Annotated in this window: 11 protein-coding genes; 4 read left to right on the forward strand and 7 right to left on the reverse strand. The window is 69.5% G+C overall.

Annotated elements, in window-relative coordinates:
* Window positions 1-7 precede the first annotated feature (7 nt).
* Window positions 8-1,513 carry a long-chain fatty acid--CoA ligase gene (locus tag OG219_RS39890; RefSeq protein WP_266835048.1) on the forward strand — a complete coding sequence of 502 codons (1,506 nt, stop codon included), beginning with the start codon at window positions 8-10 and terminating at the stop codon, window positions 1,511-1,513.
* Window positions 1,514-1,527: 14 nt separating this feature from the next.
* Window positions 1,528-1,983, forward strand: coding sequence for a MaoC family dehydratase (locus OG219_RS39895; protein WP_266835050.1), 456 nt, complete (start codon window positions 1,528-1,530; stop codon window positions 1,981-1,983).
* A gap of 100 nt (window positions 1,984-2,083) precedes the next feature.
* Here the strand turns inward: OG219_RS39895 and OG219_RS39900 are convergent, their stop codons facing one another.
* From OG219_RS39900 to OG219_RS39930, 7 genes are all read right to left on the reverse strand, one after another.
* Entirely contained in the window at window positions 2,084-3,748 is a 1,665-nt protein-coding gene (locus tag OG219_RS39900; RefSeq protein ID WP_266835052.1) for a PHP domain-containing protein, read from the reverse strand.
* Window positions 3,749-3,768: 20 nt separating this feature from the next.
* Window positions 3,769-5,613, reverse strand: coding sequence for a LamG-like jellyroll fold domain-containing protein (locus OG219_RS39905; protein WP_266835054.1), 1,845 nt, complete (start codon window positions 5,611-5,613; stop codon window positions 3,769-3,771).
* Window positions 5,614-5,655: 42 nt separating this feature from the next.
* Window positions 5,656-8,577 (reverse strand): glycoside hydrolase family 2 TIM barrel-domain containing protein, encoded by a 2,922-nt coding sequence (locus tag OG219_RS39910; protein WP_266835056.1) that lies wholly within the window; start codon window positions 8,575-8,577, stop codon window positions 5,656-5,658.
* Entirely contained in the window at window positions 8,574-9,413 is an 840-nt protein-coding gene (locus tag OG219_RS39915; protein ID WP_266835058.1) for a carbohydrate ABC transporter permease, read from the reverse strand. Before OG219_RS39915 ends, OG219_RS39910 begins: the two co-directional genes overlap by 4 nt.
* Window positions 9,414-9,427: 14 nt before the next feature.
* On the reverse strand, window positions 9,428-10,378 hold the full coding sequence (locus OG219_RS39920) for a carbohydrate ABC transporter permease (protein ID WP_266835060.1): 951 nt from the start codon (window positions 10,376-10,378) through the stop codon (window positions 9,428-9,430).
* Window positions 10,378-11,664: an ABC transporter substrate-binding protein gene (locus tag OG219_RS39925; protein ID WP_266835062.1), complete on the reverse strand. Its 1,287-nt coding sequence runs from the start codon at window positions 11,662-11,664 to the stop codon at window positions 10,378-10,380. The genes OG219_RS39920 and OG219_RS39925 overlap by 1 nt, the downstream gene beginning before the upstream one ends.
* Before the next feature lie 103 nt (window positions 11,665-11,767).
* Window positions 11,768-12,775, reverse strand: coding sequence for a carbohydrate kinase family protein (locus tag OG219_RS39930; protein WP_266835064.1), 1,008 nt, complete (start codon window positions 12,773-12,775; stop codon window positions 11,768-11,770).
* A gap of 126 nt (window positions 12,776-12,901) precedes the next feature.
* On the opposite strand from OG219_RS39930, the gene OG219_RS39935 reads away from it, so the two are divergent.
* Together OG219_RS39935 and OG219_RS39940 are read left to right on the forward strand one after the other, a co-directional pair.
* Complete coding sequence (locus OG219_RS39935; RefSeq protein WP_266836395.1) at window positions 12,902-13,669, forward strand: DeoR/GlpR family DNA-binding transcription regulator; 768 nt, start codon at window positions 12,902-12,904, stop codon at window positions 13,667-13,669.
* Window positions 13,666-15,003 (forward strand): 6-phospho-beta-glucosidase, encoded by a 1,338-nt coding sequence (locus tag OG219_RS39940; protein WP_266835066.1) that lies wholly within the window; start codon window positions 13,666-13,668, stop codon window positions 15,001-15,003. The genes OG219_RS39935 and OG219_RS39940 overlap by 4 nt, the downstream gene beginning before the upstream one ends.
* Window positions 15,004-15,016: the final 13 nt, after the last annotated feature.

A 15,016-nucleotide genomic window follows, 5' to 3' on the forward strand; every position in this document is an offset into this window, starting at 1 on the left:
CGCAACGATGCGCAACGAGGGACTGGGGTCGTGGCCCGCACGCCGGGCCCGCAAGACTCCCCAACGCACCGCCCTGATCCACGGCGACACCGCCGTCACCTACGCGCAGCTGTACGCGCGCACCACCCGCCTCGCCCAGGCCCTGCGCGCCCTCGGCCTCCGCCGCGGCGACCGCATCGCCTATCTCGGCCCCAACCACCCGTCCTACCTCGAAACCCTCTTCGCGGCGGGCGCCCTGGGCGCGGTCTTCGTCCCACTCAACCCCCGCCTCGCCGGACCCGAAATCGCCTACCAGCTGGGCGACTCGGGAGCCAAGGCCCTGGTGTACGCGCCGACGCTGGCAGGACTCGTCGCAGGTCTTCCCGGCAACGCGGACGTGCGGACGTACGTCGAAGTCGGCGCCCGGTACGAGGAGTTGATCGACGGAGCCTCCGAAGAGCCGGTCGACCAGCCCGTCACCGCCGACGACACCTGCATCATCATGTACACCTCGGGCACCACGGGCCGCCCCAAGGGCGCGATGCTCACGCACGGCAACCTGACGTGGAACGCGATCAACGTCCTCGTGGACACCGACCTGATCGCCGACGAACGCGCCCTGGTCTCCGCCCCGTTGTTCCACACGGCCGGGCTCAACATGCTCACCCTGCCGGTGCTGCTCAAGGGCGGCACCTGTGTCCTGGTCGAGACCTTCGACCCGGCGGTCACCCTCGACCTGATCGAACGGCACCGGATCACCTTCATGTTCGGCGTACCGACGATGTTCGACCAGGTGGCACGGCAGCCGCGCTGGGCCGACGCCGACCTGTCGTCGCTGCGGATCCTCACGTGCGGCGGGTCGCCGGTGCCCACTGCGCTCATCGCCGCCTACCAGGAGCGCGGGCTCACCTTCCTCCAGGGCTACGGCATGACCGAGGCCGCGCCCGGCACGCTCTTCCTCGACGCCGAACACGCGGTGAGCAAGGCGGGTTCGGCCGGGGTGCCGCACTTCTTCAGCGATGTGCGCGTCGTACGACCGGACTTCGCGCCGGCCGAGGTCGGCGAGACGGGCGAGGTGGTCGTACGCGGGCCCCATGTCATGCCCGGCTACTGGGGGTTGCCGGACGAGACGGCCGCCGTCTTCGCCGACGGCTGGTTCCGCAGTGGGGACGCCGCCCGGATCGACGCGGACGGTTACGTCTTCATCGTGGACCGCATCAAGGACATGATCATCTCGGGTGGCGAGAACATCTATCCCGTCGAGGTCGAGGACCTGCTCCTGGCCCATCCCGACATCGTCGAATGCGCGGTCATCGGTGTCGCGGACGACAAGTGGGGCGAGGTGCCGCGCGCGGTCGTCGTCGCCCGCGAGGGCGTCGAACTCGACCCGGACGACGTTCTCGCGTCGCTCGCCGGACGCCTCGCCAAGTACAAGATCCCGAAGTCGGTGGTCGTCGCGGACGAACTCCCGCGCACCGCCTCCGGGAAGCTCCTCAAGGCCCGTGTCCGCTCGCGGTACGGCACCAACTCCTAGACAGGGAACGGCACATGACCATCACCGTGAACGGCCTCGACGAACTCAAGAAGCTGGCCGGCAGCGACCTCGGCACCAGTGAGTGGATCGAGATCACCCAGGAGCGCATCGACACCTTCGCCGACGCGACGGGCGACCACCAGTGGATCCACGTCGACCCGGAGAAGGCGGCGGCGGGTCCCTTCGGCGCGCCCATCGCCCACGGATATCTCACCCTGTCCCTCTTCATCCCGCTCTTCACCGAGCTCCTTGACGTCGAGGGCGTGGCGACGAAGGTCAACTACGGGCTGAACAAGGTGCGGTTTCCCTCGCCGGTGAAGGTGGGCTCGCGGATCCGGCTGGTCGCCCGGCTCGCCTCGGTCGAGGACGTGCCGGGCGGGGTCCAGGTCGCCGTCGACGGCACGATAGAGATCGACGGCGGGGGGAAGCCCGCCGCCGTCCTCCAGAGCCTCTCCAGGTTCTATGCGTAAGTGCGGGCCGTTGGAGAACCGCGCGTCCGTCGTGGCTGGTCGCGCCCACGCGGCGGAGCCGCATATTGAATGCAGCCCCGCGCCCCTAGCGGGGTGCAGCTCAGGCCCCTGTCACGTCCACGAAGATCGGGTTCGCGTAGAACCAGGTGTCTGCCCACGGGTCGCCGTTCCCCGGTGCGTGGGTGATCGGGCCGTGCGGGTCGACTGCGGCGCCCAGATAGCCCGTGCCGTTGCGGTTGCCGTCGCTGCCGCGCAGGCGGACGTAGAAGGACTCGTCGCCGGCGGTCAGCGGGATGCGCAGGGTGTACGTGCCCTTCCGGCCGCTGACGTCCACGGTGCGTACGACCTTGGTGTCGGGCGCCTTCCAGGAGTCGCGGGCGGCGGGTCCGCGTACGGCGCCGCGGATCACGTCGACGTGGGCCAACTCGGGCAGGATTCCTTGGGGGTTGGGGCGGGAGGCGCTCGTCACCGTGACCGACAGGGTGAGCTTGTCGCCCTTGCGGACGCGCAGCCGGCCGCCCATCGTCACGCCCCGGCCCTGGTCGCGGTCCCGCTTCAGCCGGACGTCCAGCCCGTCGATCAGATGCCCGTGGTCGAGCCAGACCCGGCCCGCGCGCAGGCCTGACATCACCGCGCGGTAGCCGTAGCGGGTTACACCGACGTGCGTGCGGCTGAACTGGCCGGGCCAGAAGTCGCTTCCCGGCTGCGGGGTGTCTGTGTTCACCGGGTCCGGCAGCCTGCCGGTGTTGTCGAAGTTCTGGCCGGCCGCCCAGTCGCCGTTCTTCCAGGTGTCGAACACTATGCGGTGGGCGTCGGAGTTGGTGGTGACCGAGAAGAGCTTGCCCTCGGCGAGCATGGCGTCCCAGAGGCCGCCCACGGTCGCGGTCGCCCAGTCGAAGCCGCCGTAGGTGAGGTAGGCGTCCGTCGGGTAGCCGGGCCAGGACTGCGCGGACGGCTTGTTCTCGTACTCGCCGCGGATCGAGGTCGTACCGCGCCAGCCGGGGATGGCCGCGCCCTGGGCGCCGGGAGCGCCCTCCATGCCGATCATGATCTCGGACGCGGCGTCCCGCCAGTCGCGGATCTCGTACGGGGAGTCGATGCCCAGGCGCATCGGGTGGTTGGCAAGGACCAGCACGTCGTCGACGTATCCGCTACGGCGCTGCTCGGCCAGCCACTTGATCGCCTTGACGGCGTGCTCCTGGTTGCGAGCCGTGTTCGGGTTGTCGGCGGCGCCGTCGGTGTAGCCGAGCAGTTTGCCGTCGTAGGCCAGCTCGAACTGGGTGAGCAGGTCGACCTCGTGGCGGCCGGGGGCGGCGAAGACCGTGGCGTGCTCGGCGGCGGGGATGTACCACTCAAGGCCCTGGAAGATCAGCTGGCGCGGGTTCTCGGCGCGCGCATCGAGGATCTCCTTGCGCTCAAGCGGTGCCCCGTACTGGGCGTGCCCGAAGTTGGAGTGCTCGGTGAACACCATCCAGTCGAGGCCGTAGTCGGCGCCCGCGGCGGCGAGTTGGGAGAACGTGTACTTCGCGTCGTGGCTGTAGACCGTGTGGATGTGGTGGTCGCCGACGAGATAGGCGAGGCGCGGGTCGTTGCCGCCGAGAGACTGTCCTTGCGCGGCCGCGGGGGTCGCGAGGGAACCGGCGGCGAAGGCGGCGCTGAACAGGCCTGCCCGGCGCAGGAGTTGGCGTCTGGAGACACCCTGTGCGTCGAGGTGGGACGGGGAGACGGACGGATCGGCCCAGACGGGCAGCTGCTGCTCGGTCATGACGGTGTGGGTCCCTCGGGTCAGTGGTTCATGAACGACGTGACGGGCAGGGCGCGTTCGACGATCCGGACGTCCCCGAGCCGGCCGTACAGAATCTGGTCGATCTTCCCCGCGTACTCGTAGCCGCCGAGCAGCCAGGGCAGTCCGAGGGAGGTGAGTCCGACGGCGACCGCGGTGGGGTTGCGGGCGACGGGGCAGCCCTGGACGTACATCGTCGTGTGCGACCCGCCGTTGACGACGGCGACGTGCCACCACTGCTCCCGGGCCGTCTCGTCGCCCCAGTTGGTCGCGATGCCCTGCTGGTTGAGGGGTCGCGCCGCCCACTGCGGGCCGGGTCCGTCGGACAGCGAGAGTGTGGCGAGCGGCTCGTCGGGGTCTCCCTCGGTCTTGCCCGCGCCGCCGCCCGTGCCGGTGCGGCTGACAAGACCGGCCCACGCGTTGCGCGAGGCGCTCCAGTCGGCGGGCACCTGGTAGAAGGCCTCGATGGTGTAACCGCGGCCGAAGGTGGCCGAGTTGAGGGGAGCGCCGTCGATGGTGCGCAGGTACGCGCCCTGCAACGGAGGCTTGCCGCCTTGGAAGTCGAGGCTGCCGTGTCCCGGCTGGTCCGGGTGATGCGCCGACGAGAAGGTCAGGGAGCTGTCGCCGACCTTGACCAGTGTGAGGTCGTTGCCGTGCCCGGACAGGTCGCGCACGGTTCCCTCGACCGCACTGCCGTCCTCGTGCCCGTCGAAGCGCCAGTACGCGACCGTGTCCCGCACCAGCATCTTCGAGGCGGGCCGGGAGGGGCGCGCGGGCTCCGGTGCGAAGCCCGAGAAGCGCTCCTCGAAGTCGATGCCGACCGAGAACCGGTCGGCGTCGCCGCTGAGCTCCATCTCCTGGCGCTCCAGCTCGTTGAGCCCCTTTGCCGCCCGGCCCAGGATCCACGGCGAGACCGTCTCGACGTCGATGGTGTCCCGGTCGAGGTCGAAGTGGTAGAGGCGGATCATCGCCGCGCCGCCGTAGTAACGGTTCTGATAGTTCGTCAGGTGAAGGTGTACGTCGTTCCCGGCCGCGTTCTTGCGGGAGGCGCGGGCGGCGGGCCAGTAGTGCCCGTTGAGGGTGAGGAAGATCTGGTCGTGGTCGCGGATCAGCTGGTCCCAGAGCTGCTGCCCGTACGAGGAGAGGGCGTCGTCGCCGTAGACGAGTTCATGCGTCGTGAGGATGACGGGCGTCTTCGGGTGCTGGGCGATGACCTGGTTGGCCCATGCGTACCCCTTCGCCGACAGCCGCCAGTCCAGGGCGAGGACCAGCCACTCCCGCCCGGCGGCCTTGAAGAGGTGGAAGGTGTTGTAGCCGTCCGGCGAGGCGCCGCCGAAGGTGTGCTTGCTCGCGAAGCGCTGCGGTCCGAAGGCGTCCAGGTACGGGGTCGAGCCGCGCTGGTCGTCCGTGGACGACCTGATGTCGTGGTTGCCCGCGAGAACGCTGTAGCCCACACCGCGCTTGTCGAGCAGCTCGAACGCCTTGCCCGCCGCGTCGAATTCGGCCTTCGCGCCGTTCTCCGTGATGTCGCCCAGGTGCGAAAGGAAGACGATGTTGTCGTCCTTGCCGTGGTCCAGGAGATAGCGGAGCGAGGCCTCGATCGGGGCGGGGTTGATGCTCGCCCCGTCGAAGAGGTACTGCGTGTCGGGCATCACGGCGAGCGTGAAACGGCGGCTCTCGGAGTCGGGCCGCCACGTCGCTCCGGCGGAGGAGGGGGCGGCCTGCGCGGTGGTGACCGCGGGCAGCGCGACCGCCGTGGCCGCGCCGATCAGCGCGGTGGCCCGAAGGAAGTTGCGTCTGCCGGCGCCGGCCTGCTCGGCCTCCGTCTGTCCATGCGAAGTACACACGTCTGCTTGCTCCATCGAAGAGTTGTGGGATCACACGCGGATTCAGAGCACCCGCAGCGTCCAGGACCAGCGGTGGGTACCGGCCGCGACGAGATAGGAGGGCGAGGTGTCGGGCCCGCACGAGGCGGTGCCCAGGCCGCGGTGGGCGGCGTCGAGGTGCACGACGCAGCCGGGCCGCGGCACCAGCTCGTCGTGGTGCGTGGCGGCGGCCAGATCCTCGGCCAGGTAGCGGGTCACGGAGACCTGGGCGGGCTCCGCGAGGTCCACCGTCAGACCCGTGGCGTCCGGCGCCGACAGCGTGAAGTGCCGTACGCCGTGCCGCCCGCCGCTCTCCTGCGGGCGCAGATAAGGGGTGAACAGCTCGTCGACGGGAACGGAGTGGTGGCCCACGGGCGCGCCCGTGCTCCGGTCCGGGTAGGACTCCCAGGGGCCCTGCCCGTACCACTCAAGGACATCGAGCCCGGCGACGGTCTCGAAGACGGAGCCGACCCGCGCCACGTCGTCGAGCCCGTCCGGCAGTTCGGCCGTCTCCTCGACGCGCACCCCGCCCTGGACGCGGGTGAACACCTGCTCGTGGCGTACGGAGCCGGCCTCGGTGACGTACTCGGCGAGCACGGTGACGCTCCCGCCCTCACGGCGTACGGCGACGACCTTGCGTACCAGGGCGTCAAGGCCCCACGCTCGCCAGCGCGCCGCCATGCCGCCAAGGACGTCGTTGTCGGTCGGCGCCCGCCACAGCGACAGCACGGGGGCGGCCGTGAGCAGCGGATGGACAAGGAGGCCGTCCTCGTCGACCTCGACGGGCGTGCCCTTCGGCGGGACGGGGGTCACCGGATCCGCCGCCCGCAGCCGCACCTGCGGCACACACACCTCCGTGCCGCGCGGCGCCCACGGCTCGTCGCCGGCCGTCGTCACCCGCAGCGTGAGCCAGGCCTCGCCGCCGTCCTCGGGCAGAGCGAAGGGAAGCGGCACCGACGCGGTCCCGCCCGGCCGTACGGCGGGCAGCTCGGCCGGCGCCGTGAACGTGCCGCCGTGCGCGAGGGCGAGCGACCACTCGGCGGCCAGCCAGTCCAGACCGCGGAAGTGCTGGTGATTGGTCACCCGGAGCCCGCCGCGGTCGTACGCCAGCCGCACGGGCGCCGCGATCTCCCGGTGCTCGTACATCACCGGCTTGGGCGCGCGGTCGGGGAAGACGACCCCGTCGGCGATGAACACACCGTCATGGATCGTCTCCCCGAAGTCGCCGCCGTACGCCCAGCGGTGGCCCGGCGCGGCGACACCGTTGTCATACAGCCCGGCGCCACCGGGCCCGGCCGGTTTTCCGTCGTTCACACGCTGGAGAATGCCGTGGTCCCAGAACTCCCAGATGAAACCGCCCTGAAGCCCTGGGGTTGACTCGATGGCGGCCCAGTGGTCGGCGAGCGTGCCGTTGCTGTTTCCCATGGCGTGCGAGTACTCGCACTGGATGAGCGGCTTGGTCTGCTCGCCGGACAGGGCGTGCGCGACACAGTCCTCGACGGGCGCGTACATGGGGCAGGCGATGTCGGAGGCGAGCGCCGGGTCGGCCCAGTCGAGCTTGGCGGCGCCCTCGTACTGGAGCGGCCTGGTCGGGTCGTGGCGGCGGAGCCAGCCCGCCGCGGCGTCGTGGTTGGCGCCGTAGTCCGACTCGTTGCCGAGCGACCAGATGATGACGCAGGGATGGTTCTTGTCGCGGAGCGCCATCCGTGCGACACGGTCCACGAAGGCGCTCGTGTAGCGCGGGTCGTCGGCGATCTCGTGGGCGTGGTCGTGCGCCTCGATGTTCGCCTCGTCGACCACATAGAAACCGAGTTCGTCCGCGAGGTCGTACAGCGCCGGATCGTTCGGGTAGTGCGCGGTGCGGATCGCGTTGAACCCGAACCGCTTCAGCAGCACGAGATCGGCGCGCATGTCGTCGTACGACACCGTCCGCCCGGTCAGCGGATGGAAGTCGTGCCGGTTGACGCCCCGGACGTAGATCCGCTCGCCGTTGACCAGCAGGTCCCGGCCGACGATCTCGACGTCCCGGAAACCGATGCGCTGGTACGAGGTGTCGGAGACCGTCCCGTCGGCGCGGTGCAGCCGGACGGTCAGGTCGTACAGCTCGGGCGTCTCGGCGGTCCAGGTGCGTACGCCGGGCACCTGAGCGCGCAGCCGGGGCTCGCCGAGGAAGTCGGAGACACGGTCGTCCTCGGCGTTGAGGCGGTCGAACTCGGCGTCCTGGAGCAGGAGTCGACCGTCGATCTCGCCGGTGACGTACCACCCCTCGGGCAGCGCACCGCCCGCGTCCCGCACCCTGCAGTCCACCCGGAGGTCCCCGTCGGCGCGGGCGCGCACGGTGACGTCCGCGAGATACAGCGGGTCCGTCGCGTACAGCAGCACCGAGCGGGTGATGCCGCCGTGCCACCACTGGTCCTGGTCCTCGATGTGGGTGGCGTCGGACCACTTGACGACCGTCAGCCGTACGGTCGCCGAGGCGCCCGGCCACACGACGTCGGAGAGGTCGAACTCCGCCGCCAGATGGGAGTCCTTGGAGATGCCGACGGGCCGGCCGTCCACATGGACGAGCAGCACGCTCTCGGCGGCGCCCACCTGCAGCACGATCCGACGGCCCGCCCACTCGGCCGGAACCTCGACCTCACGCTCGTACACGCCCGTCGGGTTGGCCGCCGGAGACGCGGGCGGGAACTCCCCCCACGGCATCTGGGAGTTGGTGTACCAGGGCAGGTCGTCGGTGCCCTGCATGGTCCAGGCGCCGGGGACGTGCGCGGAGGACCAGGTGTGGCCCACCGGGGAGTCGGGCGACGGAAGGAGCTGGAAGCGCCAGTCGCCGTCGAGGGGGAGGGCGCCGGAACGCCGGTCGACGGCGTTCATGGCCAACCGCCCCCAGGAGGTCACCTCAGGTGACTCCCAGGGGCGCAGGGCCAGCAGCGGATCACTCGTCATCCGCGGACGGCTCCCTTCGCGAGGTCGCCGATGATCTGCTTGGCGCCGATCGCGAACACGATCAGCAGCGGGATGAGGGCGAGCAGCGCGCCGGTCATCACGATGCCGTAGTCGGTGGTGCCATGGGTGCCGTTGAGCTGGGACAGCGCGACCTGGAGGGTCACGTTGTCGGGGTTGGTGAGGGAGATCAGGGGCCAGGCGAAGTCGTTCCACTGGCCCATGAAGGTGAAGATGCCGAGGAAGGCGAGGCCGGGGCGGACCACCGGCAGGGCCACGTGCCAGTACTGGCGCAGGAAGTTCGCGCCGTCGAGCTTGGAGGCGTCGAGCAGCTCGTCGTGGATCGCCGACTTCATGTACTGGCGCATCCAGAAGATGCCGAACGCGTTGGCCGCGGCCGGCACGATCAGCGCGGTCATCGAGCCGATCCAGCCGATCTTCGCCATGAGGACGAACTGCGGGATGACCGACAGCTGCGCCGGGACCATGAAGATGACCATGAGCAGCCCGAACAGCAGACCCTTGCCGGGGAACTCGAACTTGGCGAAGACGAACGCCGCGAGGGAGTCGAAGAGCAGGACCAGGAAGGTCACCGACGTCGCGACAAGGAGCGAGTTCCACATCGACCCGAAGAAGTCGATGGCGTCGAAGAGGTTGCGGACGTTCTCCAGGAAGTGTGTGCCCGGCAGCAGCTTCGGCGGGTACGAGAAGATCTCCGTCGAGCTGTGCGTCGACATGATGACGGCCCAGTAGAACGGGAAGGCCGAGATCAGTGTGCCGATGACCAGCGGGAGGTGCAGCGCGATCCCTCTGCGGCGGGACCCCTTGATGGATGCCATGATGCGGGCCCTTCCTAGTCGCCCCGGCGCTGCACGAGGCGCCAGTTGATGATCGAGAAGATGACGACGACGAGGAAGATGCCCCACGCCACCGCGGCTCCGTACCCGAAGTCGTTGTTGTCGAAGGTCTGCTGGAAGAAGTAGAGGACCATCGTCTGGCCCGAGTGGCCCGGACCGCCCGCGAACGTCGAGTCGTTGGACGAGGTCTGGAGCAGGACCTGTGGTTCGGAGAAGCTCTGCAGGCCCGTGACCGTCGAGACGACGAGCACGAACAGCAGCGTGGGCCGCAGCAGCGGCAACGTGATCCGGAAGAAGGTCTGGATCGGGCCGGCACCGTCCATGCGCGCCGCCTCGTACAGCTCGCTCGGGACGGTCTGGAGCCCGGCGAGGAAGATGATGGCGTTGTAGCCGGTCCACTGCCAGGTCATCAGCGCCGCGATGGTGACCTTGATGCCCCACGGTGTGTTCAGCCAGGCGATCTGGTCGATCCCCACCGCGTTGAGGACGGCGTTCACCATGCCGAAGTTGGTGGAGAAGATCGAGCCGAAGACGATCGCGATCGCGACGACCGAGGTGACGTTCGGCAGGAAGTACGCGAACCGGTAGAGGTTCTTGAAGCGGACCGCCGAGTTGAGCATCACGGCCGTGACCATCGCCAGGAAGATCATGGGGAAGGTGGCAAGGGCCCAGATGATGATCGTGTTGCCGATCGAGTTCCAGAAGTCGCTGTCGCTCAGCAGGTACTGGTACTGCGAGAGCCCGGCCCACTCCATCGGGCCGAGGCCGTCCCAGCGGTGGAAGGACAGATAGAGCGAGAAGCCGACCGGGAACAGGCCGAAGCCGAGGAAGATCAGATAGAAGGGGGAGATCGCGGCGTAGAGGTGCCAGTACTTGCGCAGGCCCTTCTTCGGACCGGCCGGGGAGGGTTTTGCCACCACGGGCGGGGTCCGCTCGATGACTGCCATCAGTAGCTCACCCCCAGGTGCTTCGCGATGCGACGGCACTTGCTCATGGCGTCACTCCAGGCTTTCTCGGGGTCCTTGCCGAGGACGCCGACGTTCTTGATCTCGTCCTTGATGGGCTGCCCCAGGGCGATGTCGTACGGGCTGTTGTAGGCGACCGCGATCTTCTGCGCGGCGGGCCCGAAGATGTCCGTGGTGACCTGGCCGCCGAAGAAGGGGTCGGGCTCCTGCATCTGCTTGAGCGGGTACGAGGCGGGCGTGGAGGGGAAGAGGCCCGCGTCGACGTAACCCTGCGCCTGGTTGGACGCGTCGAGCATCCAGGTGATGATCTGGAAGGCCTGCTCGGGCTCCCGGCACGCCTTGGTGATCGACAGGAACGAACCACCGTTGTTGGCGGGGCGCACCGGCATGTCGGCGACCCGGTACCTGCCCTTGGCCTTCGGCACACCGTTCTTGATGTCGAAGGCGGCCCAGGACGCGCCCAGTTCGCTGGGCAGCTTGCCGTCCTGCTTGGCCGACAGCTGGTCCGGAGTGCCGTTCACGAGGTCGGAGACGATCCCGCGACGCTTGGCCTCCACCGCGAGTGCCCAGGCGTTGCGTACGTGCTCCTGGTCGCCGATGAAGTGGCGGTCCTTGTCGACGTACCGCTTGGAACCCTGCTGTACGACGTTCTCGAAGACGGAGTTGACGTCGGTGAGGAGCATGGTCCCGGGGATCCGCTTCTTGAGCTGCTCACCCGCGGCGAAGAAGTTCTCCCAGGTGTTCAACTCCTTGGACACGTCGGCCGGTTCGTACGGCAGCCCCGCCTTGCGGAACACCTCGAACTGGTAGAAGTGCCCGACAGGCCCACAGTCGATCGGGAAGCCGACCATCGTGCCGTCGTCGGCGATGCCCTGGTCCCACTTCCACGACAGGTACTGGCTCTTGTACTTCTCCGCGCCCAGCGTCCGCAGATCGATGAACTGGTCCGCGTTCGGCAGGTAGGCGGCCATGTCCTCACCCTTGAGCCCCGCGATGTCGGGGATGTGGGCCCGGCCGGTGATGGTGGTGATGAGCTTGGAGCGGTACTGGCCGCCGATCTGGATGGCGTTGAGATCGACCGAACTGTCGTAACGGGCCTTGGCGTTCTTCACGACTGTGTCGCTCAGACCCCCGCTCCAGTACCACAGGACCATGTTCCGCCCGGTCGAGCCGGTCGGAACGGCACAGCCGGTCGCCAGGCCGCCGAGCGCGGTGGCGGCCGTACCGGCCAGGCCCGCGCGCAGCAGGCCTCTTCGTGAGAGCCGCACAGCTCCCACCGCCTTTCGGTTCTTCGAAGCGCCATGAAGCGCTTTCTGTACGAGAGGTGCCGATCAGAAGGTTCAGTGGGGGGACGAGGTGGTGCGGACGAATTCAGTCGGGGGTGACGGGCGCGTACCGGACGGGCGGGCCGGGGTCGGCCGGGATCCGCTCCGTCAGGAAGCCGTACGCGCGCCGCAGTTCGGGATCTTTGAGGGAGTGCCACCAGCGGTGGACGCCGTACCAGCCGGGCGCCGCCAGCGCACCGCCGTGCCGCTGCACGGAGAGCCCGGCGGCGAGCACCGCGAAGCGCAGCCGCTCCTCCAGCGGCCAGCCGCCGAGCGAGGCCGCGACGAAGCTCGCGCCGAAGACGTCCCCGGCGCCCGTCGCGTCCAGGACATCGATGTCGAGGGCGGGTACTTCGGCGTACTCGCCCGTCGTCTGGTCCACCGCGACCGCGCCGTCGCCGCCCCGGGTGATCACGGCGACCGGCACGAGTTCGGTGAGCGTGCCGAGCGCGGCGACCGCACTGTCGGTGCGCGTGTAGGCCATCGCCTCGGCCTCGTTGGGGAGGAAGGCGTGGCACAGGGAGAGCTGGTCGAGAAGGTCCGTGGACCACTGCTGGGTGGGGTCCCAGCCGACGTCCGCGTAGATCTGGGTGCCGTTGGCGGCCGCCTTGGCGAGCCAGGCGCGCGGTTCGGCCTCGATGTGCACGAGGGCCGTGCGCGCCTCGGGCGGGTCGCCCATCAGCTCGTCCTGCGAGTACGGCGGTTCCTGGCCGTGGGTGACCAGGGCACGGTCGTCGCCGTGTGCGAGCGAGACGGTGACCGGGGTGTGCCAGCCGTCCGCGGTGCGGGAGAGCGAGAGGTCGACGCCTTCCTGGCCGGCGAGGACCGTGCGGCAGTAGGTGCCGTAGGAGTCGTCGCCGAAGACCGTGGCCAGGGAGGTGCGCAGGCCGAAGCGGGAGGCCGCCACGGCCAGGTTGGCGATGCCGCCGGGGCTCACGCCCATGCCCTCGGTCCAGATCTCCTCGCCGGGGGTCGGCGGCTTGCCCAGCCCGGTGAGGACCAGGTCGTAGAAGAGCAGCCCGGTGAGCAGCACATCGGGCCGTTCGTCACCCACGAGCGCTTCCTCTCGTCAAAAGTCTGCAAGCGGTGCACAGGATCGTGCGCGCCTTCCAGCCATTTGGCAATAGTCGAGCAGAACTGAGCATGGAAATGATTGAGAATGACGAGTACTGTTCACGACGTGCTGGCAGAGCGACGACATCAACTCATCCTGCGGGCCCTGCGTTCAGGGGGCCCCGCGGCCGTGACCGATCTCTCCGAACAACTGGGTGTGAGCCCGGCCACGGTCCGCCGTGACCTGGTGAGACTGGAGGAGGAAGGCCTGCTGACGCGGGTGCACGGCGGCGCCGTCGTGGACGAGGGCGACCAGCCCTTCGCCGAGGTCGCCGAGGTCCGCGTGGCCGAGAAGGACGCCATAGCGGCCAAGGCGGCGTCGATGGTCAAGGACGGCCAGTCCGTCCTCCTCGACATCGGCACCACCGCGTACCGGCTGGCCAGACAGCTGCACGGCCGCCGGATCACCGTGATCACCAGCAACCTGGTGGTCTTCGAGGAGCTGGTGGACGACGAGGGCATCGAGCTGGTGCTGCTCGGCGGCATGGTCCGCCGCGAGTACCGCTCCCTGGTCGGCTTCCTCACCGAGGACAATCTGCGCCAGCTGCACGCGGACTGGGTCTTCCTCGGCACCAGCGGCATACGGCCGGGCGGCCAGGTGATGGACACGACCGTCGTCGAGGTGCCGGTCAAGCGCGCCATGATCAAGGCGGGGGAGCGGGTGGTCCTGCTCGCCGACCGGGCGAAGTTCCCCGGGACCGGCATGGCGAAGGTCTGCGGTCCCGAGGACCTGGACGTGGTGGTGACGAACGCGCCGGTGGACGCGGCGACGCGGTCCTCCCTGGAGGAAGCGGGCGTGCAAGTGGTCGTGACAGGAAAGGCGGAAACAGCGTGAAGCTGACGATTCTGGGTGGCGGCGGATTCCGGGTGCCGCTCGTGTACGGAGCGCTCCTCGGGGACCGAGCCGAGGGCCGCGTCACCCAGGTCGTGCTGCACGACCTGGACGCGGGACGGCTCTCCGCCGTGACCCGCGTGCTCGCCGAACAGGCCGCGGGGGACCCGGACGCTCCCGAGGTCACCGCCACCACCGACCTCGACGACGCCCTGCGCGGCGCCGACTTCGTGTTCTCCGCCATCCGCGTCGGCGGACTCGAAGGACGAGCCGCCGACGAGCGCGTCGCACTGGACGAGGGCGTCCTCGGCCAGGAGACGGTCGGCGCCGGCGGCATCGCGTACGGCCTGCGCACGGTGCCCGTCGCCGTCGACATCGCGCGACGCGTGGCCCGCCTAGCCCCCGACGCCTGGGTCATCAACTTCACCAACCCGGCGGGCCTGGTCACCGAGGCCATGTCCCGTCACCTCGGCGACCGCGTGATCGGCATCTGCGACTCGCCGGTCGGCCTCGGCCGCCGTATCGCCCAGGTGCTCGGCGCCAATCCGCGCGAGGCCTGGATCGACTACGTCGGCCTCAACCACCTCGGCTGGGTACGCGGGCTGCGCGTCGCGGGCCGCGACGAACTCCCGCGGCTGCTCGCCGACCAGGAACTGCTCGGCTCCTTCGAGGAGGGCAAGCTCTTCGGCCCGGAGTGGCTGCAGTCGCTCGGCGCGATCCCGAACGAGTACCTGCACTACTACTACTTCAACCGCGAGGCCGTACGGGCCTACCAGCAGGTGGAGAAGACCCGCGGGGCGTTCCTGCGGGACCAGCAGGCCGCGTTCTACGACGAGATGAAGCGCCCGGACGCCGCCGCGCTGACCGCCTGGGACCGTACCCGCGCCGAGCGCGAGGCCACGTACATGGCGGAGAACCGGGACGTGGCCGACGCGGGCGAACGCGACGCCGACGACCTCTCCGGCGGCTACGAGAAGGTCGCGCTCGCCCTGATGCGGGCCATCGCCCGCGACGAGCGCACCACCCTGATCCTCAACGTCCGCAACCGCGGCACCCTTTCCGTCCTCGACACGGAGGCCGTCATCGAGGTGCCCTGCCATGTCGACGCCAACGGCGCGCATCCCGTCGCCGTCGACCCGCTGCCGGACCACGCCACCGGACTGGTGTGCGCGGTCAAGGCGGTGGAGCGGGAGGTCCTGGCCACGGCCGAGTCGGGCTCGCGCACGACCGCGGTGAAGGCCTTCGCCCTGCACCCGCTGGTGGACTCCGTGAACGTCGCGCGCAGACTGGTCGATGGCTACACCTCGGTCCACCCAGGCTTGGCGTACCTTAAGTAAGCGCTTTCCACCT

This window comes from Streptomyces sp. NBC_00038, from assembly GCF_026343635.1.
GTDB lineage: Bacteria > Actinomycetota > Actinomycetes > Streptomycetales > Streptomycetaceae > Streptomyces.

What these genes read in the sequence shown, in the direction of transcription:
- OG219_RS39895 (WP_266835050.1), top strand. Translation starts at nt 1,528, where the DNA reads ATGACCATCACCGTGAACGGCCTCGACGAACTCAAGAAGCTGGCCGGC.
- OG219_RS39890 (WP_266835048.1), top strand. Translation starts at nt 8, where the DNA reads ATGCGCAACGAGGGACTGGGGTCGTGGCCCGCACGCCGGGCCCGCAAG.
- OG219_RS39915 (WP_266835058.1), bottom strand. Translation starts at nt 9,413, where the DNA reads ATGGCATCCATCAAGGGGTCCCGCCGCAGAGGGATCGCGCTGCACCTC.
- OG219_RS39910 (WP_266835056.1), bottom strand. Translation starts at nt 8,577, where the DNA reads ATGACGAGTGATCCGCTGCTGGCCCTGCGCCCCTGGGAGTCACCTGAG.
- OG219_RS39900 (WP_266835052.1), bottom strand. Translation starts at nt 3,748, where the DNA reads ATGACCGAGCAGCAGCTGCCCGTCTGGGCCGATCCGTCCGTCTCCCCG.
- OG219_RS39920 (WP_266835060.1), bottom strand. Translation starts at nt 10,378, where the DNA reads ATGGCAGTCATCGAGCGGACCCCGCCCGTGGTGGCAAAACCCTCCCCG.